This is a genomic window from Corynebacterium sp. (assembly GCF_043426755.1).
Taxonomy (GTDB): Bacteria; Actinomycetota; Actinomycetes; order Mycobacteriales; family Mycobacteriaceae; genus Corynebacterium.
Map to the genome: position 1 here is coordinate 1 of NZ_JBHWRP010000003.1, position 21,763 is coordinate 21,763.

At 59.6% G+C, this 21,763-nt stretch carries 22 protein-coding genes; 20 read left to right on the forward strand and 2 right to left on the reverse strand.

Annotation, left to right across the window (positions count from 1 at the left end; all coding sequences use genetic code 11):
* The 19 genes from rho to ACHFGA_RS00495 all read left to right on the forward strand — a co-directional run.
* The coding region (gene rho / locus ACHFGA_RS00405; RefSeq protein WP_394280508.1) for a transcription termination factor Rho at positions 1-1,782 on the forward strand (1,782 nt) is incomplete at its 5' end.
* On the forward strand, positions 1,782-2,855 hold the full coding sequence (gene prfA / locus ACHFGA_RS00410; RefSeq protein WP_394280509.1) for a peptide chain release factor 1: 1,074 nt from the start codon (positions 1,782-1,784) through the stop codon (positions 2,853-2,855). The genes rho and prfA, both read left to right, overlap by 1 nt.
* On the forward strand, positions 2,824-3,699 hold the full coding sequence (prmC, locus tag ACHFGA_RS00415) for a peptide chain release factor N(5)-glutamine methyltransferase (protein WP_394280510.1): 876 nt from the start codon (positions 2,824-2,826) through the stop codon (positions 3,697-3,699). The genes prfA and prmC overlap by 32 nt, the downstream gene beginning before the upstream one ends.
* Before the next feature lie 26 nt (positions 3,700-3,725).
* A complete protein-coding gene (locus ACHFGA_RS00420; RefSeq protein WP_394280511.1) occupies positions 3,726-4,385 on the forward strand; it encodes an L-threonylcarbamoyladenylate synthase in 660 nt (219 codons plus the stop codon).
* Complete coding sequence (locus ACHFGA_RS00425; protein ID WP_394280512.1) at positions 4,386-5,561, forward strand: glycosyltransferase family 4 protein; 1,176 nt, start codon at positions 4,386-4,388, stop codon at positions 5,559-5,561.
* A gap of 99 nt (positions 5,562-5,660) precedes the next feature.
* On the forward strand, positions 5,661-6,035 hold the full coding sequence (locus ACHFGA_RS00430) for a hypothetical protein (protein ID WP_394280560.1): 375 nt from the start codon (positions 5,661-5,663) through the stop codon (positions 6,033-6,035).
* 422 nt (positions 6,036-6,457) lie between these two features.
* Entirely contained in the window at positions 6,458-7,255 is a 798-nt protein-coding gene (gene atpB, locus ACHFGA_RS00435; RefSeq protein WP_026254232.1) for a F0F1 ATP synthase subunit A, read from the forward strand.
* Positions 7,256-7,367: 112 nt separating this feature from the next.
* Complete coding sequence (locus ACHFGA_RS00440; protein WP_018580845.1) at positions 7,368-7,607, forward strand: ATP synthase F0 subunit C; 240 nt, start codon at positions 7,368-7,370, stop codon at positions 7,605-7,607.
* A gap of 42 nt (positions 7,608-7,649) precedes the next feature.
* Positions 7,650-8,219 carry a F0F1 ATP synthase subunit B gene (locus ACHFGA_RS00445; protein WP_394280513.1) on the forward strand — a complete coding sequence of 190 codons (570 nt, stop codon included), beginning with the start codon at positions 7,650-7,652 and terminating at the stop codon, positions 8,217-8,219.
* 5 nt (positions 8,220-8,224) lie between these two features.
* Positions 8,225-9,055, forward strand: coding sequence for a F0F1 ATP synthase subunit delta (locus ACHFGA_RS00450; protein ID WP_394280514.1), 831 nt, complete (start codon positions 8,225-8,227; stop codon positions 9,053-9,055).
* A 17-nt stretch (positions 9,056-9,072) separates the two neighbouring features.
* Positions 9,073-10,749, forward strand: a complete 1,677-nt coding sequence (gene atpA, locus ACHFGA_RS00455; protein WP_394280515.1) for a F0F1 ATP synthase subunit alpha — start codon at positions 9,073-9,075, stop codon at positions 10,747-10,749.
* Positions 10,750-10,799: 50 nt separating this feature from the next.
* Positions 10,800-11,774 (forward strand): F0F1 ATP synthase subunit gamma, encoded by a 975-nt coding sequence (locus ACHFGA_RS00460; protein ID WP_394280516.1) that lies wholly within the window; start codon positions 10,800-10,802, stop codon positions 11,772-11,774.
* Positions 11,775-11,777: 3 nt separating this feature from the next.
* Positions 11,778-13,229, forward strand: coding sequence for a F0F1 ATP synthase subunit beta (gene atpD, locus ACHFGA_RS00465; RefSeq protein WP_018580840.1), 1,452 nt, complete (start codon positions 11,778-11,780; stop codon positions 13,227-13,229).
* A gap of 9 nt (positions 13,230-13,238) precedes the next feature.
* On the forward strand, positions 13,239-13,610 hold the full coding sequence (locus ACHFGA_RS00470; RefSeq protein ID WP_394280517.1) for a F0F1 ATP synthase subunit epsilon: 372 nt from the start codon (positions 13,239-13,241) through the stop codon (positions 13,608-13,610).
* Positions 13,611-13,815: 205 nt separating this feature from the next.
* Positions 13,816-14,280, forward strand: a complete 465-nt coding sequence (locus tag ACHFGA_RS00475) for a DUF2550 domain-containing protein (protein WP_394280518.1) — start codon at positions 13,816-13,818, stop codon at positions 14,278-14,280.
* Between the two features lie 10 nt (positions 14,281-14,290).
* Positions 14,291-14,983, forward strand: a complete 693-nt coding sequence (gene nucS, locus ACHFGA_RS00480) for an endonuclease NucS (RefSeq protein WP_394280519.1) — start codon at positions 14,291-14,293, stop codon at positions 14,981-14,983.
* A complete protein-coding gene (locus ACHFGA_RS00485; protein ID WP_394280520.1) occupies positions 14,984-15,292 on the forward strand; it encodes a hypothetical protein in 309 nt (102 codons plus the stop codon).
* A 24-nt stretch (positions 15,293-15,316) separates the two neighbouring features.
* Positions 15,317-15,625 carry an MTH1187 family thiamine-binding protein gene (locus ACHFGA_RS00490; RefSeq protein WP_394280521.1) on the forward strand — a complete coding sequence of 103 codons (309 nt, stop codon included), beginning with the start codon at positions 15,317-15,319 and terminating at the stop codon, positions 15,623-15,625.
* The gene (locus tag ACHFGA_RS00495; RefSeq protein WP_394280522.1) at positions 15,626-16,507 is read left to right on the forward strand and encodes a co-chaperone YbbN; all 882 of its coding nucleotides are present in this window, start codon (positions 15,626-15,628) and stop codon (positions 16,505-16,507) included.
* Here ACHFGA_RS00495 and glgB read toward each other — a convergent pair.
* Both glgB and ACHFGA_RS00505 read right to left on the reverse strand, forming a co-directional pair.
* Positions 16,504-18,708 (reverse strand): 1,4-alpha-glucan branching protein GlgB, encoded by a 2,205-nt coding sequence (gene glgB / locus ACHFGA_RS00500; protein ID WP_394280523.1) that lies wholly within the window; start codon positions 18,706-18,708, stop codon positions 16,504-16,506. The genes ACHFGA_RS00495 and glgB overlap by 4 nt on opposite strands.
* Positions 18,709-18,801: 93 nt before the next feature.
* The gene (locus ACHFGA_RS00505) at positions 18,802-20,826 is read right to left on the reverse strand and encodes a maltotransferase domain-containing protein (RefSeq protein ID WP_394280524.1); all 2,025 of its coding nucleotides are present in this window, start codon (positions 20,824-20,826) and stop codon (positions 18,802-18,804) included.
* Between the two features lie 98 nt (positions 20,827-20,924).
* Here ACHFGA_RS00505 and ACHFGA_RS00510 point away from each other — a divergent pair, with 98 nt between their 5' ends.
* Positions 20,925-21,758, forward strand: a complete 834-nt coding sequence (locus ACHFGA_RS00510; RefSeq protein WP_018580832.1) for an ABC transporter ATP-binding protein — start codon at positions 20,925-20,927, stop codon at positions 21,756-21,758.
* Positions 21,759-21,763 lie beyond the last annotated feature (5 nt).

Sequence of the window (21,763 nt, forward strand, 5' to 3'; positions counted from 1 at the left end):
AAGGGCGAGCTGATTGAGGCCATCAAGACCGGCAAGGTGCCTAATAGGAAGGCCGCGGCGTCCAAGGCACCCAAGGCCGATGAGGCTGCGCCAGCGGAAGACAAGCCACGCCGCGCGACCCGCCCGAGCGACTCTGCCGACACCAACAAGTCTGAGCAGAGCGACCATAATGCCCAGGAAGACAAGCACGACAATGATGACAAGGGCGATCAGCGTTACGAATCGCGCTCCGCAGCCCGTCGTGCGCGCCGGAACCGTGCTCGCCATAACAACCAGGATGACCAGCACGGCCAGCAGGACAGCGATGACCATGGCGACCGGGGCGACCGGGGCGACCGTGGCGACCGTGGCCACGATAATGACCGCGGCCACGACCGAGACAACAATCGCGACAAAGATCGTGATGGCGAGCGTGACAATAATCGCGACAACAACCAGCGCGGAAACCGCAACGACAACCGCAATGACAACCGCGAGGGCGGGGGCCGCCGCGGCCGCCGTGGTCGTCGCAACCGTCGCGGCCGCAATGACAACCGGGACAATCGGGACAATCGTCACAACGACAACCGCAACGACAATAACCAGAACAACCAGGAGCTAGACCCTGCAGAGCTGCAGGAAGTCGCCGGCATTCTCGATATTGTCGATAACAATGCAGCCTTCATCCGGACCACCGGCTACAAGGCCAGCCAGAACGACGTGTTCGTTCCGAATAACCTGCTGCGCCAGTTCGGCATGCGCTCCGGCGACGCCGTGATCGGCCAGGTCCGTGCCAACGGGCAGAGCCAGTCCCACGGCAACGGCCGCAACCGCAAGCGTTACAACAAGCTGGTCCGCGTCGATTCTGTCAACGGGCAGGAGCCAGCAGAGGCGAAGAATCGTCCAGAGTTCCACAAGCTGACACCGCTTTACCCGAATCAGCGCCTGCGCCTGGAGACAGAGCAGAACATCCTGACCACGCGCGTGATCGATTTGGTCATGCCGATCGGTAAGGGGCAGCGCGCCTTGATCGTCTCTCCACCTAAGGCTGGTAAGACGACGATTCTGCAGAACATCGCCAACGCGATTTCGACCAACAACCCTGAGTGCTACCTCATGGTTGTGCTTGTCGACGAGCGCCCCGAGGAAGTCACGGACATGCAGCGCAGCGTGAAAGGCGAAGTCATCGCCTCCACGTTTGACCGCCCGCCTTCAGAGCACACCGCGGTCGCTGAGCTGGCAATCGAGCGCGCGAAGCGCCTGGTGGAGATGGGCCAGGACGTCGTCGTCCTGCTGGACTCCATTACTCGTCTGGGCCGCGCGTACAATAACTCCTCGCCAGCCTCGGGCCGCATCTTGTCCGGTGGTGTGGATTCCAACGCGCTGTACCCGCCAAAGCGTTTCTTGGGTGCTGCCCGCAACATCGAAGACGGTGGCTCGCTGACCATCATCGCCACCGCCATGGTCGAAACCGGTTCCGCCGGCGATACCGTGATCTTCGAGGAGTTCAAGGGCACCGGCAACGCGGAACTGAAGCTGGATCGCAAGATCTCGGAGCGCCGTGTGTTCCCGGCCGTGGACGTCAACCCCTCCGGCACCCGTAAGGATGAGCTGCTACTTGCCCCCGAAGAGGCGCGCATCATGCACAAGCTGCGCCGCATCCTGTCCGCGCTGGACTCCCAGGCGGCAATTGATCTGCTGATCAAGCAGCTGAAGAAGACGAAGTCCAATGCCGAGTTCATGGTGCAGGTTGCACAGTCCGCGCCGATGGCTGCTGACGCAGAAGCGGAGGATTACTTCTAATGGCTAATGAAGTTTCGCTTGTCGACGACTACGTCGCCGAATACCAGGGCATCCAGGCCCAAATGGCCGACCCGGAAATCACGGGCGACCAGAACGCTTTCCGCAAGCTGTCGAAGCGCTATGCAGAGATCCAGCCGATCATCAATGTGAATAACGCGTTGGTGCAGGCCCGTGAGGATCACGAAGTCGCGGCTGAGATGGCCAGCGAAGACAAAGAGTTCGCCGAGGAGGCCACGCGTCTTGAAGCTGAAATCGTGCGCTTGGAGGAGGAGTTGGCGGACCTGCTGGCGCCTCGCGACGAGCACGATGGCGATGACGTGATCATGGAGATCAAGGCCGGCGCAGGCGGCGAAGAGGCCGCGTTATTCGCCGGCGATCTGGCCAACATGTACCGTCGCTACTGCGAGAAGCATGACCTCGGCTGGGACGTGCTGGGCTTGTCCGAATCTGACCTGGACGGCGTGAAGGACATGACCGTTGCGATCAAGGCGAAGACCCCTTCGCGCGATGGCGCCTGGTCGAAGCTGAAGTTTGAGGGTGGCGTGCACCGCGTCCAGCGCGTGCCGGTCACTGAGTCGCAGGGCCGCATCCAGACCTCTGCCGCCGGTGTCTACGTCTACCCAGAGCCCGAGGAAATTGAGACAGTGGAGATCGACGAGAAGGACATCCGCGTCGACGTCTACCGTTCCTCCGGTAAGGGCGGGCAGGGCGTGAACACGACGGACTCGGCTGTGCGCATCACTCACTTGCCGACGAATATCGTGGTCACCTGCCAGAATGAACGCTCACAGATCCAGAACCGCGCACGTGCAATGCAGGTGCTGCAGGCACGTCTGGACCAAATGAAGCGTGAAGAAGCTGAAGCGGAGGCATCGGAAGGCCGTGCATCCCAGGTGCGCACCATGGATCGTTCGGAGCGCATCCGTACTTACAACTGGCCAGAGAACCGGATCAGCGACCACCGCATCAACTACAAGGCCAATAACTTGGACTCCGTGTTGAACGGTGAGATGGATGATCTGATTACCGCATTGCAGGCACATGAGCGCGCAGAACGACTCGAAGCAGAATAGGCTGAAGCAGCTTCTCGACGATGCCTCCGCCCGCCTCGCCGCCGCCGGCGTGGACAGCCCGGAGGTCGACGCCCAATGGCTCGCCGCAGAACTGTTGGGCGTGAGGCCGATCCAGCTGCGTCAAGTGGACACGCTTGACGACGAGTTTCTCGCTCAATTTGAGCAGTGGGTTTCTCGTCGTGAAGCGCGCGAACCTTTGCAGCACATCGTGGGCACCGCACCTTTCGGTCCGCTCGAACTTGAGGTTGGTCCTGGTGCATTCATCCCACGTCCGGAGACCGAATCCTTGGCCGACTGGGCCGTGGGCCGCATCGCGCTGGCCGACGAACCCGTCGTCGTCGACCTAGGAACTGGAACTGGGGCGCTAGCGCTCTATATCGCGCACGCCCGGCCGGACGCACGCGTGTACGCCGTGGAGAAATCAGCGAAAGCGCGGGCCTATGCCCAACGCAATGCGGAGCGGCTTGGCCTTAAGATCACGCTTATCGACGGCGATATGACCGACCCCGACCTGTTGGAGGAGCTCCACGGCGCGGTGGATCTGGTAGTCACTAACCCGCCGTATGTGCCAGAGACTGAGGACTTGCAGCGCGAGGTCTACGAGGACCCGCACGAGGCCGTGTTTTCGGGTGCCGATGGGATGGATGCGATTCAAGGGCTGGTGCCCGTGGCCGCGTCCCTTTTGGCGCCTGGCGGGGGACTAGGCATCGAACATGACGATTCGACCTCACAGGATGTGCAGGACGTCGTCGATAAGCACGGCGGTTTCGAGGCTACGGAAACGATGGCTGATCTGGCCGGTCGCGACCGGTTTGTGATTACGAGTAAGCTTGCACAGGAATAGAGAGACCTCAAGGAGACAACCCGGTTATGGTGAGCAAGATCTACAACTGCCTGGAACCAGCAGGACGCCAGGAAGGTATTGCGCGTGCGGTTGACGCCGTCCGCGCAGGACGTACCGTTGTGCTGCCCACCGACACCGTCTACGGCATCGGCGCCGACGCTTTCAATAATGATGCCGTAGCAAGTTTGCTTGCGACGAAGCGCCGCGGGCCAGATATGCCGGTGCCGGTGCTCGTCGGGTCCTGGGACACGATCCAGGGGCTCGTGCGCGAATTTACGACGACCGCTGAAACTCTCGTGGAGGCGTTTTGGCCGGGCGGGCTGTCCATCGTGGTGCCTGAAGCTCCCAGCTTGCCGTGGAACTTGGGCGATACTCGTGGCACGGTGATGCTGCGCATGCCGCTGCAGCCCATAGCCATTGAGCTACTGCGCGAGACCGGGCCGATGGCTGTGTCCAGCGCGAATATCTCCGGGAAGCAGCCGCCCACCACCGCGATTGCGGCGAAGCAACAGTTCGGCTCCGCCGTGGGTGTGTACCTGGATGGGGGAGAAGCCTCACTGGGTGAACCCTCGACCATTATTGATATCTCTGGCCGCGAACCGCTGATCCTGCGCGAGGGGGCGATCAGTGCTGAACGCATCGGGGAAGTTCTAGACCTTCCCGCGGAGCAGCTGCGGAGGAAATAGATGGGCGGCGCCGGCGTCCCGCTGCGCGAGCTCGGTCTTGTCCTGCTCGTCGCCGCGGCAATCACCTATTTGGCCACTGGGCCGGTGCGCTCGATCCTGATTCGCACAGGAAAGGTCGCTGAGATCCGCCAACGCGATGTCCACACCCAACCCACCCCGAGTGTGGGTGGGTTGGCGATGTTTTCGGGATTCCTCGCGGCCGTCTACTTGGCAAACCAGCTCCCAGCGCTGACGCGGGGTTTTGCGCCGGTGACCCCGGAGATGACCGCGGTGGTGTGGGGTGGTTTCGCCATTGTCATCGTCGGCGTGCTCGATGACCTCTACGAATTAAATGCGCTTACGAAGCTGATCGGCCAGATTTTCGCTGCGGTCCTGATGAGCATCCTGGGCCTTTCAATGACGTCACTATTCGTCCCCTTTGGTGAAGGCACGACCTTGATCCTCGACCAAGTCCAAGGAGTGGTGTTCAGCACGATCTTCACGGTGCTGTTAATCAACGCCATCAATTTCGTCGACGGTATCGACGGGCTGGCCGCAGGGCTGGGCGCCATCGCCGGCGGCGCTATCCTGATCTTTTCACTGACGGTGCTCCACGACCAGGGCGGAGCAGTGTCGGCTTACCCTCCGGCGATCATCTGTGCGGCCCTAGTGGGTATTTGCGTGGGCTTCTTGCCCCACAACTTTGAGCCCTCGCGTATCTTCATGGGCGACTCTGGCTCAATGTTGATCGGGCTCCTGTTGGCTGCGGCGAGTATCTCGGCTTCCGGCAAGATCAACATTTCGCTCTATGGGACGGCGGACCTCTTCGCGCTCATGAGCCCGATTATCGTGGTCGCCGCGGCTGTTGCTCTGCCCGTGCTGGATTTGATCATGGCGGTGGTGCGGCGCGTCTCTCAGGGCAAGAGCCCCTTCACAGCGGACCGGCAGCACATTCATCACCGACTGCTGGCCCTTGGCCACACGCATCGTCGTACCGTGCTGGTGTTATACCTGTGGGTTTCAGCGATCGCTTTTGGCGCGGTCAGCTTCTCCATCTTTCCGTCAAGATTTGCGGCTGGACTCTCCGTGGTCCTGCTGGTGATAGCCGCCGTAGCCACGGCAGTACCCGTGGCCCAGGGGAAGATCGGTCGGCAGAGTCCACGACGTGCCACGGCGGGGGATAGCACAGGCGACTAGGTGGCCGGCATAAATCTCGGTAGGATCACCGCTGTGACTGATTCCAAAGATTCTTCATCTCCCGACGGGGTAGATTATGAAGACCCAAAACGCCCGCTGATGCGCGCACTGCGCCTCGGTTCTTGGGCGCTTGTGGTGTTGACCATCATCTCCCTGATTGTCTGGGGCAGCATCCGTGACCTGCCCGGGATCTGGGGCGTGCTGATCGGGGCTGCGATCGGTGGCGGCTTCGTGCTGGCCACCGTCATCTCCGTACTGGCGACGTCGAACACCTCGCCTTCAACGACGTTGGCCGTGGTCCTAGGCGGGTGGCTTCTCAAGATTCTCGTGTTGTTGCTGTTGCTTGCCTGGCTGCGCACCATGTCTTTTTATGACGCGACGGCCTTGGGCGTGACGACGATCGCAGCACTAGTAGTCGTTTTGGCCACCGAAGTGTGGGGCATCATTACAACCCGAGTGACGTACGTAAGTTAGGCGAAAGCGTGCCGATCCGAGAGGATCTCCACCAAAAGGTTGACCCCTCGATCCAAAGATCGGGGGGTATTTTTGTGCGTTTTGAGGGTAATTTCACTTGCCAGATTGACGATGTGATGGAACTTACAACTGTCGCTGAGCTGCGAATATTTGCATGGTCCCCTGAAAAGGGGGATGGCATTCGAACGCGGAGCGCATTTTCCACCCCTTGCCAACGTCTAAATTGATGTGGGCTGATAGGCTGTTCTGCGGGTTACTAAGGCGAAATAGTTCGCCAAGGAACATCCCCTGCCACCGCGGACGCTGATGTGCGACGGAGTCCGCCGCGGGGGCAGACGATTTGAAGACGTCCATCGCACCGCATCGATACCTTCGGTGCGGCCCGAGAACGGGAGAGAACGCTGAGCGTTATGACTTTGGCCATGAAGGGTGAGTTCCATCCACCCCAACTGGACCCAGAATTTTTCCCGGGGCAATACTACGGTCACATCATCGGGGAAGACTTCCTCGGTGGTGCGTTCGCACTAGATCGCATCATGATTGTTCGCCTACTGATGGCGGCAATCTTGGTGATCTTTTTTGTTCTTGCTTTTAGGAACCCGAAGCTGGTTCCTAAAGGTCTGCAGAACTTTGGCGAAATCGCAGTTGACTTTGTGAGGGTGCACATTGCTGAGGACATCCTCGGCAAGAAGGATGGCAAGCGATTCCTTCCGATTATCGCAACGCTGTTTTTCACGATCATCATCATGAACGTTGCCACGATCATTCCAGGCCTAAATATCTCCCCGAACGCACGTATCGGTGCGCCGATTGTGTTCGCGGTAGTGGCTTATATTGCAATGATTTATGCCGGCGCTCAGCGCTATGGCTTTGGCAAGTACATTAAGTCTTCGGTGGTTATCCCGAACCTGCCTCCAGCACTTCACCTGCTGGTGGTACCGATCGAGTTCTTCTCGACATTCATCCTGCGTCCGGTCACCCTGGCTCTTCGTCTGATGGCGAACTTCCTGGCCGGCCACATCATTCTGGTCCTGCTGTACTCTGCTACGAACTTCTTCTTCTGGCAGCTCAACGGCTGGACTGCGATGTCGGCTGTGACCATCTTCGCAGCGGTTCTGTTCACTGTGTACGAGCTCATCATTATCTTCCTGCAGGCGTACATTTTCGCACTGCTGACGGCTGTATATATTGAGCTTTCGCTACACGCAGATTCGCATTAACAAAACGCGTTCGCGCGTGACCAACTGAATACCCCACACCACTTCGTCACAATCGTCCGAAGCACTAACAATCAAATCGCTATCGGACATCTAGAAAGGGAACGACTTTCACATGAACGAGATCATCCTGGCACAGGCTGCAGAAACCTCCGTGACTGGCCTTGGCGCAATCGGCTACGGCATCGCAACCATCGGCCCAGGCCTGGGCATCGGCATCCTCGTCGGCAAGACCGTCGAAGGCATGGCTCGCCAGCCTGAGATGGCCGGCCAGCTGCGTACCACCATGTTCCTGGGTATCGCCTTCGTTGAGGCTCTTGCCCTGATCGGCCTCGTTGCAGGCTTCCTGTTCTAAAAAACGCCGTAACAGTCCATTTTTTAGAAACAGGAGCAACCTATGACGAACGTCATTTATTACCTTGCGCAGGAGGCTGAGACGTTGCCACTCGAAGGCGGCAACTCCATCCTTTTGCCTAAGCTGTACGATGTCGTCTGGTCTGCCGTAGTTTTCGTCATCATCCTTCTGATCATGTGGAAGTTCGTTCTTCCACGTTTCCAGGAAATGATGGCTGAGCGCGAAGACCGGATCAAGGGTGGCATTGAGCGTGCTCAAGCCGCTCAGGCTGAAGCAAAGGCTGCCCTGGAAAAGAACAACTCGCAACTGGCAGAAGCACGCGCTGAAGCCGCTGAGATCCGCGAAGCAGCCCGTGAAAAGGGCAAGCAGATCCAGGCTGATATGCGTGCAGAGGCAGAAGCAGAGTCCCGTCGCATCGTCGAAGCCGGTGAGAAGCAGCTGCAGGCATCCCGTGATCAGGTTGTTGCAGAACTGCGTACCGAACTCGGACAGAACTCGATCAACCTTGCAGAGCAGCTGCTGGGCTCCGAACTTTCGGACTCCAGCCGTCGCTCCGGCACGATCGACCAGTTCCTGTCTGAGCTCGACAACGTCTCACAGGCACGAAAGTAGGCGATATGCGAGCAGCAAGTCGCGAAGCACTAGCAAAGGTCAGCGAGCACATTGACACGATGCTCTGGAATTCAGAGAACAACGTGCCGCTGGCTAAGCAACTTGGCGCCGAACTCTTCCTCGCTGTGGAACAGCTCGATCAGAACCGCCAGCTGCGCGTCGCAGTTGCCAACTCCTCCGCGGAGAGCAACGAGCGCACAGGCATTATGACCGAAGTGTTCCAGGGCAAGGTTGCAGACCGCACCCTCGAGGTGCTGCGTACAGCGGCCGAAAGTGAGTGGTCCACACCGCGCGAAATGCGCACCGGACTAATCCAGCTTGGCCGTCGAGCACTTTTGCGCGGCGCCGAAGCCGAAGGTCAGCTTCAGCAGGTGGAAGAGGAACTCTTCCAGCTGTCTCGAATCCTCGACCGCGAAGGCGAGCTCACGCAGCTGCTGTCCGATCGCACAGAAACCGCAGAGCGTCGTCGTGGCCTTTTGGCTAACGTCCTCTACGGAAAAGTAACTACCGTTACTGAAGCACTGGCTCTGCAGGTCATTGGCCGACCAGAGCACAACCCCGTAGACGACGTGAAGAACCTCGCCGTCGAGGCAGCAGCCTTGACTGGGCGTACGGCGGCGCACGTGAAGACTGCGGAGGAACTGAACGAAGGACAGCGTTCGGCACTCGCCGAGAAGCTTGGACGCATTTATGGTCAAGAGATGGCCATTCATTCCGAGGTTGACCCCAGCCTCCTCGGAGGGATAATCATCCGGGTGGGTGACGAGGTAATCGACGGTTCGACGCGTGGCAAGCTCACACGTCTCCGCAACAACCTCGCCTCCACCAACTACTAAGGACCAATAGAACACATATGCTGGAAGAATCTACCGAGAGCAGGAAGAACATGGCGGAGCTGACGATCTCCTCCGATGAGATCCGTAGCGCGATAGCGAACTACACCTCGAGCTACTCCGCGGAGGCCTCCCGAGAGGAGGTCGGCGTGGTCATTTCGGCAGCAGACGGTATTGCCCAAGTTTCCGGGCTACCAGGCTGCATGGCGAATGAGCTGCTCGAGTTCCCCAATGGCGTCATCGGCGTCGCACAGAACCTTGAGACCGACACCATCGGTGTCGTGGTATTGGGGCAATTCGAGACCCTTGCAGAGGGTGACGAGGTACGCAGGACCGGAGAGGTCCTGTCCATCCCGGTCGGGGAGGAATTCCTTGGCCGCGTAATCAACCCACTGGGTCAGCCAATTGATGGCCTGGGCCCAATCAATTCCACCGAAGAGCGTGCACTTGAGCTGCAGGCTGCAGGTGTTCTCGACCGTCAGCCGGTCGAAGAGCCAATGCAGACCGGCATCAAGGCCATCGATGCGATGACCCCAATCGGTCGCGGTCAGCGTCAGCTGATCATTGGCGACCGTAAGACCGGTAAGACCGCAATCTGTATTGACACGATCTTGAACCAGAAGTCTTTCTGGGAGACCGGTGACCCATCCCAGCAGGTCCGATGCATCTACGTCGCTATTGGCCAGAAGGGTTCCACCATCGCTGGTGTGCGCAAGACCCTTGAAGACAATGGCGCGCTGGAGTACACCACCATCGTGGCAGCTCCGGCATCTGACTCCGCTGGTTTCAAGTGGCTGGCGCCTTTCTCTGGTGCGGCATTGGGACAGCACTGGATGTACCAGGGCAAGCATGTTCTGGTGATCTACGATGACCTGACCAAGCAGGCAGAGGCCTACCGTGCTATTTCGCTGCTGCTGCGTCGTCCTCCAGGCCGTGAGGCATACCCAGGTGACGTTTTCTACCTGCACTCTCGCCTGTTGGAGCGTGCTGCAAAGCTGAATGATGAGCTGGGCGCAGGTTCCCTGACCGCTCTGCCGATCATTGAGACCAAGGCGAATGACGTGGGTGCCTTCATCCCGACGAACGTCATTTCCATTACTGACGGCCAGGTCTTCCTGCAGTCCGACCTGTTCAACCAGGGCGTTCGTCCTGCAGTCGACGTGGGTATCTCTGTGTCCCGTGTCGGTGGTGCAGCACAGACCAAGGGCATGAAGAAGGTTGCAGGTAACCTGCGTCTTGACCTAGCGGCTTACCGCGACCTCGAGGCGTTCGCTACCTTCGCTTCCGATCTGGACCCCGCTTCCAAGCGTCAGCTGGAGCGCGGTGAGCGCCTGGTTGAGCTGCTGAAGCAGCCTGAGTCCTCCCCGCAGCCGGTGGAGTACCAGATCGTGTCCATTCACCTCGCTAACGAAGGCGGCTTCGACTCCGTTCCCGTCGAGGACGTTCGTCGTTACGAGCGTGACTTCCAGGAGCATCTGCGTTCCTCTAACCCAGAGGTATACGAGCAGATCGCTGGTGGCGCAGTGCTTTCCGACGAGTCCAAGGACGCGATCGAGAAGGCCAACGCAGACTTCGCGAAGACCTTCCAGACCACTTCGGGCGAGCGCATCGTGCGCGAGCCAGAGGCTGAGGCACTGGATGAACAGGACATCGAAAGGTCTCAACTCTCCGTCCAGCGTAAGACTGTCAAGAAGTAAGAAATTTGTTACTCACCGTCTTAAGCACAAGGAAGGGAGGAGAGTAAACCATGGCAACACTTCGCGAATTGCGTGACCGCATTAGGTCCGTGAACTCCACGAAGAAGATTACGAAGGCCCAGGAGCTGATCGCGACTTCGCGCATCACCAAGGCCCAGCAGCGTGTTGAGGCATCCAAGCCTTACGCGAACGAACTGCAAGACGTCATGGAGCGGCTCGCAGCCGCCAGCTCCCTGGACCACCCCATGCTCCGTGAGCGTGAGGATGGAAAGGTCGCTGCCGTTCTCGTGGTCACCTCTGACCGCGGTATGGCCGGCGGATACAACCACAACGTCCTGAAGAAGGCCGCAGAACTCGAGAAGCTTCTCGAGGAAAGTGGCTACGAGGTCGTTCGTTACGTCACCGGTGGCAAGGGCGTCGGGCACTATAAATTCCGCAACATGGATATTGCTGGTGCTTGGACCGGTTGGTCACAGGATCCAACCTGGGAGGCGACACACGATGTGCGTCGTCACCTCATCGACGGGTTCCAAGCGAGCTCCGAAGGTGAAGCCAAGTGGCGTGAAGGTCTGTTCACTGAGGAAGGCACCCCGGTACCTGGTTTCGACCAGGTGCACGTGGTGTACACCAAGTTCGTTTCCATGTTGACGCAGGAAGCAACCGTGAACCAGATTCTGCCGATCGAGCCGGTTATCGAAGAAGTCGATGTCCGCCAGGAGTCCTTGCTGGAGTCTTCCGGCGAGGTACAGGCTGACATGGAATTCGAGCCGGATCCAGACACGCTGCTGACCGCTCTATTGCCGACCTACGTCTCGAGGACGCTGTACGCGATCCTGCTTGAGTCGTCGGCAAGTGAGTCGGCTTCACGTCGTACTGCGATGAAGGCGGCAACGGATAACGCTAACGAACTGGTCAACGACCTGTCTCGTGAGGCGAACCAGGCCCGTCAGGCACAGATCACCCAGGAAATCACCGAAATTATCGGCGGCGCTGGCGCGCTGTCCGACAGCGGAGAAAGTGACTAAATCATGACTACAGCTCAGATTGATGAGCAGAACACGGGCCAGGCAGGTTCCTCTGCCGGTCGCGTTGTTCGCGTCATCGGTGCAGTCGTTGACGTGGAGTTCCCACGCGACGAGATGCCCGAACTTTACAACGCGCTGCATGTCGAGATCACTCTCGAGGCAGTCGCAAAGACCGTGACGCTTGAGGTCGCCCAGTTCCTGGGTGACAACCTCGTGCGCACCATTGCAATGGGCCCAACCGACGGCATGGTCCGCGGCGCCCAGGTCGTTGACACCGGCCGCCCGATTACCGTTCCGGTGGGCGACCAGGTCAAGGGCCACGTATTCAACGCCCTCGGCGACTGCCTCGACGACCCATCCGTGGGCGTCGACGGTGAGCGCTGGGGCATCCACCGCGAGCCACCAGCCTTCAAGGACCTTGAAGGCTCCACCGAGATCATGGAGACGGGCATTAAGGTCATTGACCTTCTGACCCCGTACATGAAGGGTGGCAAGATTGGCCTCTTCGGCGGTGCAGGTGTGGGTAAGACCGTTCTTATCCAGGAGATGATTACCCGTATTGCGCGTAACTTCTCCGGTACCTCCGTGTTCGCTGGTGTGGGCGAGCGCACCCGTGAAGGTACTGACCTGTTCCTCGAGATGGAAGAGATGGGCGTGCTGCAGGACACCGCGCTTGTCTTCGGCCAGATGGATGAGCCACCAGGCGTGCGTATGCGTGTCGCTCTGTCGGGCCTGACCATGGCGGAGTACTTCCGCGATGTGCAGGACCAGGACGTTCTGCTGTTCATTGACAACATCTTCCGTTTCACCCAGGCAGGTTCGGAGGTGTCGACCCTGCTGGGCCGTATGCCTTCAGCTGTGGGGTACCAGCCAACTCTGGCTGACGAGATGGGTGTGCTGCAGGAGCGCATTACCTCCACCAAGGGCCGTTCGATTACGTCTCTGCAGGCCGTTTACGTGCCTGCCGACGACTACACCGACCCGGCTCCAGCGACCACCTTCGCCCACTTGGATGCGACCACCGAGCTTGACCGTGGTATCGCTTCCAAGGGTATTTACCCGGCAGTGAACCCGCTGACCTCCACGTCTCGTATCCTCGAGCCGTCGATTGTTGGCGAGAAGCACTACGAGGTCGCGCAGCGCGTGATCAACATTCTGCAGAAGAACAAGGAACTTCAGGACATCATCGCAATTCTGGGTATGGACGAGCTCGGTGAGGAAGATAAGCTCACCGTTCAGCGCGCCCGCCGCCTGGAGCGTTTCCTGGGCCAGAACTTCTTCGTTGCAGAGAAGTTCACCGGCAACCCTGGTTCCTTCGTTCCTCTCGAGGAGACCATCGAAGCTTTCGAGCGCATTTGCGATGGCGAGTTCGACCACTACCCAGAGCAGGCTTTCAATGGTCTGGGTGGCTTGGACGACGTCGAGAAGGCGTACGAAGCAATGCAGGAGAAGTAGGAGAAGCACATGGCTGAAATCACCGTTGAATTGGTTGCAGTGGAGCGCCTGCTCTGGTCTGGTCAGGCCAGCATCGTTACCGCTCAGACCACCGAGGGTGAGATCGGTGTGCTGCCAGGCCACGAGCCAATCTTGGGCCAGCTCAAGGACAACGGCGTCGTGACCATCACCCCTGTCGACGGCGACAAGATCATTGCCGCCGTCCAGGGTGGGTTCCTGTCGGTCACTGCGGAAAAGGTGACGATCCTCGCGGATTACGCCATCTTCGCCGAAGAGGTTGACACCGCTGAGGCAGAGTCTGCTCTGGACAGTGACGACGACACCCTCAAGGCCCGTTCCGAAGCAGAGCTGGCCGCTGTTCGTCGCAGCAGCAATAACTAAAGGCAGTAAGCCTTTCTTCCTTCTCGGATAGATTTGACCCGGGCCCTACCGCGCCACAGAGTGCGGTAGGGCCCGGGTTTTTCTCTCCCCAGATGTGCTTTAGGACATACACCAAAAAGGCGATTGGAGTGTTGACGCGGGGAGGGTAGTATCTTTTGTAATTGAATTTTATAGAACCTTCAATGGGACTTTCAGGAGAACCGTCATGGAGTTAGTCGGTTGGGTGTTGCTCATCCTCGCAGTAGCCTGCTTAGCTCTCGCTGCGTGGCGGTTTCTCGCGCTTCGGTCCCGTGGCACGACTGTGCTGGTTCGTCCCTATCCAGCGAAAAACACCTACTCATGGCGGCACGGTTCTATCCGGTACAAGACCGACTTGGTCTATTTCTACAAGCTGCGCTCCATTGCCCCGCGCGCTGACTTGGTCATCGATCGCCGCCACACCGTCGTAGAAGCGCATCGGACGCCAACGGCGGAAGAATTTGAAATCATGCCTCGGGATACACGTATCACGCAGTTGTTGGTCGAAGACCGCTCCTATGAGATCGCTGCGGATCGCCGGGGCATTATGGCGTTGACTTCGTGGCTGGAATCGGCGTCTGATGTGCGTAAAGAAAAGGAAGACCACCGCGTGTTATCCCAGCGGATTGGGCGGGCGCGCCAGCAGGGTTAAGGTAGAGGACATGCGTCTTGTCATAGCCCGTTGCTCTGTGGATTACGTCGGCCGTTTGGATGCCCATTTGCCCATGGCTGATCGATTGATCATGGTCAAAGCCGATGGTTCCGTGTCCGTGCATGCCGACGATCGCGCTTACAAACCCTTGAACTGGATGACTCCGCCGTGCACCGTGGTTGAAGAAGCCATCATGGATATCGATGGGGACGATACTGGCGAGGTGCTATGGATCGTCGAAAACCCCAAAGGGGAGCAGCTGCGCATCACCATCGAGGAGATGTACCATGAGAAATCCTTCGACCTCGGTGAGGATCCTGGGCTGGTGAAAGATGGTGTTGAGGCCCATCTGCAGGAACTGCTGGCTGAACACATCACGACTTTGGGGGAAGGCTATTCCCTCGTGCGCCGGGAGTACCCGACGGCGATCGGCCCCGTCGATCTGTTGGCGCAGGCAGCTGACGGCACAAACGTCGCCGTCGAGGTGAAACGTCGTGGCGGTATTGATGGCGTTGAGCAGCTCACGCGCTATCTTGAGTTGCTCAACCGCGACGAGTTGTTAAAGCCCGTGTCCGGTGTATTTGCGGCCCAGGAGATTAAGCCACAGGCGCGGACACTGGCGGAGGACCGGGGGATCCGTTGCGTTGTGCTGGATTATGATGACCTGCGGGGGATCGAGACTAATGAGCTGAGGCTGTTTTAAGTGCCTCGTCGTAATCGTCCTTCACGCAGGCGGGGCAGGGGAGTCTCCCCACGGCCCGCTCGCGAACTGCCACGCGACGGCGCCTCCTATTTGGGCACCCAAGAGGTGGAAGGCCCGCGCTGGACGCACGGTGAGATCTTCTTGATGCGACACATTGGTTCCTCGCGGGCAACCAAGTTTTATGTGTGCCCGGGGTGCAACCAGAACATTCCGCCAGGTGTGGCGCACATCGTGGCGTGGCCGCGTGACTACGGCGGTAGGGGAGATGACCGTCGCCACTGGCATCGGCACTGCTGGGATCGTCGATAAGCAGAACTGGTTACACTGGTCTGCATGATCGTTGCATTTTCTGTAGCTCCCACCGTGACCAATAACCCTCGCGCCGAAATGGCGGATGCCGTGGCCCAAGCGGTCGCCGTCGTGCGTGATTCCGGCCTGCCGCACGAGACTAACGCGATGTTTACCATCGTCGAGGGGGAATGGGACGAGGTCATGGACGTGATCAAGCGCGCAACCGACGCGGTTCGCGCTGTCTCCCCGCGGGTTTCGCTGGTGATCAAGGCCGATATTCGCGAAGGGTACACGGACCAGCTGCATCAGAAAATGGACTCGCTCGAAAAAGCTATGAAGAAGGAGAACTAGATGACTACCCCGCATGGTGCCGTTGACCTTGGCCGCCTCCAGCAGCAGGCAGAGGCCCGCGAAAAGTTGGCCTCAAGTGCTGTGGAGAGCTTTTTCACTGTTACGGAAGAAAACTTGGAGTCGCACGTTTTGCAGCGCTCCGTCCAAGTGCCCGTAGTAGTGCTCGTCGGCTCGGCACGCTCTGAGGACTCCGAGGACCTGAAGGCCACCTTCCAGCAGCTTGCCGCGCAGGGCAATAATTCTTTCGTCGTGGGCTACGTCGACTCTGATACCACCCCGCAGATCGCCCAGGCACTTGGCGTGCGTGGCGTGCCCACCGTGCTGGCGCTTGCTGCAGGCCGCCCGGTGACCTCTTTCGAAGGCGGCCAGCCTGCGGACATGCTGAAGCAGTGGGTCGATACCCTGGTCCAGCAGATTGGCCCGCAGCTCCAAGGACTGCCAGGCGCTGCCGAGGAGGAGGAACCGCAGGATCCGCGCTTGGATGCAGCAACCTCAGCGCTGAACCTTGGCGATTTTGACGCGGCCACGCGCATTTACGACGAGATCCTCGCCGAAGACCCGACGAACAAAGAGGTCAAGCAGGCCAAGGCAACTGTTGCGGTGGTGAAGCGCCTCGACCCTCAAAACCGTACGACGGATCCGATTGCAGAGGCGGAGGCGGACCCAGATGTCGTCGATAAGCAACTCGATGCTGCCGACGCGGAGGTCGTCGCTGGCGCCCCTGAAAAGGCTTTTGATCGCCTGCTGTCCTTCATGGAGCGCAGCGCTGGCGATGAGAAAGAGGCTGCGAAGGCGCGCCTTCTCGAGCTGTTCAGCCTGTTTGATTCTGCTGATGAGCGCGTAAAAGAGGCCAGGACGCGCCTGGCCTCTTCACTGTTTTAACCCTTGAAAATGTAGTACTGCACGCTCATCGCTGGGATGTGCAGTTCTACGAACTGGTCCTGGCCGTCCCACGCCTCGGGTGAGGTGTAAACGGTATGGGGCAGGTCATTGCCTGCGCCCTCATAGACCTTGTCATCCGAGTTGAGCAGCAGCTCCCACGCACCCGTGCGAGGAACTCCGAGGCGGTAATTCTGCTGGGAGGTGCCGCCCAGGTTGATCGTCACCAAGATCGGGGTGCCGTCTGTTCCCCAGCGGATGTACGCCAGCAGGTTGTTGGCGGCATCGTCGCCCTTGACCCACTGGAAACCCATCGGGGTGTTGTCTTGCGAGTGCAGTGCCGGCTGGGCCTTGTAGATGACGTTGAGGTCGCGAACTAGGCGCTGAATGCCCAGGTGGAATTCGGAGCCCCAGCCTTCCAGATTGGACCAGTCGACGGAGTGTGCCTCATCCCATTCACCGGTCTGACCAAACTCCTGGCCCATGAACAGCAGTTGCTTGCCTGGGTGGGAGTACATGTAGCCAAACAAGGTGCGCAGGCCGGCGGCCTTGTTCCAATCATCACCCGGCATACGTCCCCACAGAGAACCCTTGCCGTGGACGACTTCGTCGTGGCTGAACGGCAGGACGAAGTTCTCCGAGAAGGCGTACACCATGGAGAACGTGATCTCATTGTGGTGGTAGGAACGGTGGACTGGATCCAGCTTGAAAAACTCTAGGGTGTCATTCATCCAGCCCATGTTCCACTTCAGGCTGAAGCCCAGGCCACCCTGCTCGGTGGGGGTAGTCACGCCTGGCCAAGAGGTGGATTCCTCTGCAATAGTGACAACGCCTGGATGCTCGCGGTGGACGGTAGCATTCATTTCTTGGAGGAACTGCACGGCATCGAGGTTCTCGCGGCCACCGTACTGGTTAGGCAGCCACTCGCCGTCGTCGCGGGAGTAGTCGAGATAGAGCATGGACGCCACAGCATCCACGCGCAGGCCGTCGATGTGGAACTCCTCCAGCCAGTACAGGGCATTGGCGACGAGGAAGTTGCGCACCTCATTGCGGCCAAAGTCGAAGACGTAGGTGCCCCAGTCCTTCTGCTCGCCACGGCGCCAGTCAGGGTGCTCGTAGAGCGCGGTGCCGTCGAAACGCGCCAGAGCCCAATCATCCTTCGGGAAGTGCGCAGGCACCCAGTCGATGATGACTCCGATGCCTGCCTGGTGCAGCTTGTCGATCAAGAGGCGGAGATCGTCGGCAGAACCCCAGCGCGCGGTAGGGGCGTAGTAGCCGGTGACCTGGTAGCCCCAGGAGCCACCAAAGGGGTGCTCAGCCACGGGGAGGAACTCCACGTGGGTAAAGCCCTGCTCGGAGACGTAATCTACAAGCTCGTCGGCAAGTTCACGGTAGCCCTTACCGATCTTCCACGAGCCCAAGTGGACCTCGTAGATGCTCATCGGGGCGTTGATGGTGTCGCAGGCATCGCGGTTTTTGACCCACTCTGCGTCGCCCCACTGGTAGAGGGATTGGTCCACAACCTGGGAGACGGTCTCTGGTGGGGCAAGAGTCTGCTTTGCCATCGGGTCGGCCTTATCGCGGCGATGACCTTCCTTGGTCTGGATAGCGAACTTGTAGGTGGCACCCGGCTCGATACCAGGGATGAAAATCTCCCAAATGCCGGTGGAACCCAGCACGCGCATCGGGTACTGGTTAGGGTTCCAGGCGCAGAAGTCGCCGATCACGGCGACACCCTGGGCATTAGGTGCCCACACGGCAAACGAGGTGCCTCTGACCGAGCCCATCGTGGTCTCGTAGGAGCGTACGTTTGCGCCGAGAACTTCCCACAGCCGCTCATGGCGGCCTTCTGCGATCAGGTGCAGGTCAAAAGACGACAAGGTGGGGAGGAAGTGGTAGGGATCCGCGATGATCACGGGTTCTGCATCCGGGTACTTGATCCTCAGGCGGTAGTCCGGGGTGAGCTCGTCGTCAAGCCCGTAGACCCAGATATCGTCGCCGATGGGGGTCATGTCGAACGCCTGATTGTGGATGAGCAGCTGCACATGTTCCGCGCCCAACTGGCGGGTTCGCACGACCGACCCAGTGGAGGTGGAGTGCCAGCCGTAGAAATCATGTGGTGCGTGGTGGCTGCAATTGCGCAGTCGCTCACGGTCCGCGTCCGGGATCAACAGAGCGGGGTCGATGTTCTGGCCCTCAGTCATGGGTATTCCTTCGATGGTCGATAGTGAAAGGTATTCAATAATGAAGTTACCCGAGGGCATTGGCGTGAAGCCCCAATGCCCCCGGGGACACTTCTATGGTCGATAGTCGTGCTCAGGGATCTCGCGCCACGCCAGCTTTTCGCGGCGCTCAGGGAGCACATCCGGCAGGACGAAGATGTGGGCAACATCCTTCAACGGCTCGAGGCGCACGAAGTTCCGGTCGCTCCAGGCGTATTCAGCTCCGCTGACGGCGTCACGCACCAGGTAAGAGTCGCCTTGGCGAAGGCCAATTGCCTCCATGTCCACGTTGATCATGCCTTCCTGCATGCCATAAGAATCCAGGTTGACCACGACCAAGACGGCATTGCCAGTGACGGCATCCACCTTGGAGTAGGCGATCAAGTTCGGGTTGTCGATCTCGTGGAAGTGGATATTGCGCAGCTGCTGCAGGGCCGGGTTGTCACGGCGGATCTGATTCAGCTGAGTGATATACGGCTGCAGGGAGTCGCCGTTCGCCAGGGCTGCCTCGTAATCGCGTGGGCGAAGCTCATACTTCTCGGAATTCATGTACTCCTCGCTGCCCTCCTGTACCGGAACATGCTCGTAGAGCTCATATCCGGAGTACACACCCCACAGCGGGCTCATGGTCGCAGCCAACGCGGCGCGGATGGCGAACATGGCGCGGCCACCCTTCTGCAGGGATTCGTGCAGAATATCTGGGGTATTCACGAACAGGTTCGGGCGGGACACATCGGCAAGACCTGCGACCATCAGCGCGAAGTCCGTCAGCTCTTCCTTGGACGTCTTCCACGTGAAGTAGGTGTAGGACTGGGAGAAGCCGCTCTTGGCTAGGCCGAACATGCGCGCAGGGCGGGTGAAGGCCTCTGCCAGGAAAATGACCTCGGGGTGGGTTTCGTGGACGCGCTTAATCAGCCACTGCCAGAAGTTCACCGGCTTCGTGTGTGGATTATCCACGCGGAAGGTGGTCACACCCAGGTTCACCCAGTGCATGACGACGCGATAGACCTCGTTGTAGATGCCCCTCGGATCATTGTCGAAGTTGATGGGGTAGATGTCCTGGTACTTCTTCGGCGGGTTCTCGGCGTAGGCGATGGTCCCGTCCGCCAGCTCGGTGAAGAATTCGCGGTGGTTGACGGCCCATGGGTGGTCCGGCGCAGCCTGCAGGGCGAGGTCGAGCGCGATCTCTAGGCCCAGCTCCTCGGCGCGTTCGATCAGCCGGGCGAAGTCCTTCTCGGTGCCCAGCTCTGGGTGGACAGCATCGTGGCCGCCTGCCGACGAACCGATCGCCCACGGGGAACCGACGTCGCCCTCCACGGTGGTCAGGGTGTTGTTCTTGCCCTTGCGGTTGATCTCGCCGATCGGGTGAATTGGTGGGAAGTAGACGGTGTCAAAGCCCATTGCGACGACCCGGTCCAGCGCAGCGGCAGTGGTCTCGAAGGTGCCGTGGACTGGGTTGCCGTCCTCGTCCCAGCCGCCAGTCGAGCGAGGGAAGAGTTCGTACCAGGAGTTCACAAGGGCATCGCGACGCTCCACCGCGATATCGCAGATGGGGCCGCGGGTGACAAGCTCGCGCAGCGGGTAGTCGGTCAGGATGTCCAATACTTCCTCAGTCAGCCCTGCTTGCACGCGCTTTTCGACGGACAGGGAATCGTCGTCAAGCGTGCGCGCAACCTCCAGCAACACCCCAGCGTCCGCATCCGGGGCGTTCTCCGCCGCGCGCTCGAACAGTTCGGCGCCATGGTGCAAGTCATTAGCCATTTCCTCGGCAGACTGGCCGGCGTCCAGCTTCTTCGTCACAGCGTTGCGCCACGTGGACATGGGGTCCGACCACGCATCGATGCAGAAGCGCCAGAGGCCGACAGACTCGGGTACAAACACGGCATGGACGTTGTCAGGGCGGAACGTCTCCTGCTGCATGAGGATGGAATCACGTTCGCCATTCGGGCCCGTGATCTCCACGGTGGCGGCCACTGCATCATGCCCTTCGCGCCAGACCAGCGCGGAGATCGGTACAACCTCCCCGACTACCGCTTTCGCCGGTAGGGTGCGGCCAGAAATCTGTGGCCGTACGTCATCGATCCCAAGTCGTCCAGTCATTTTTCATAACTCCATCTCTAGGAAATGATTCGTCTTCTATCCTAGTCAAAACGTGTCACTTACACCGTGGTGATGGAAAATAGGTCACAATAGGAGACATGAATGACATCCAGCTCGAAACTGATCCCGATTTGATGATCGACTTCCGCGGTGTCGAACTGCGTCGCGGCGGCAACACCTTGGTAGGTCCCGTGGACTGGCAGGTGGAACTTGATGAGCGCTGGGTGATCGTCGGCCCCAATGGGGCTGGCAAGACCAGTCTGATCCGGATGGCGGGGGCGGAAGTCCACCCGTCTTCTGGCACCGCTTTCGTGCTTGGAGAGCAGATTGGACGCACCGATATGCGCGACCTGCGGGCCTCGATCGGTGTGAGTTCCTCGTCGATAGGCAACCGCATCCCCGGCGATGAAAAGGTCGGCGACCTGGTGATTTCCGCCGGTTATTCGATCTTGGGGCGCTGGCGCGAGCAGTACGACGAGATGGATTATGACCAGGCGGCGGAGAAGCTCGAACAGATCGGCGCGCTGCACCTGATCGACCGGCGCTGGGGGACACTGTCCGAAGGTGAACGCAAGCGCGTCTTGGTGGCCCGCGCCATCATGACCGACCCGGAGCTGCTCATTTTCGACGAGCCAGGCGCCGGCATGGACCTAGGAGGGCGCGAGGACTTGGTGGCTTACCTCGGCGACCTCGCCCTGGACCCAGACGCGCCCGCAATCGTGATGATCACCCACCACGTCGAGGAGATTCCGTATGGTTTCACCCACGCCATGTTGCTGGATGAAGGTAACGTGGTGGCCCAAGGCCTTATCGACGACGTTCTCACAAGCGAAAACTTGACCACCGCCTACCACCAGCCCATTCAGCTGGAGCGCATAGACGGCCGGTACTTCGCCCGTAGGTCACGTCGGGGAGGAGCGCACCGAGCATAGGAAGA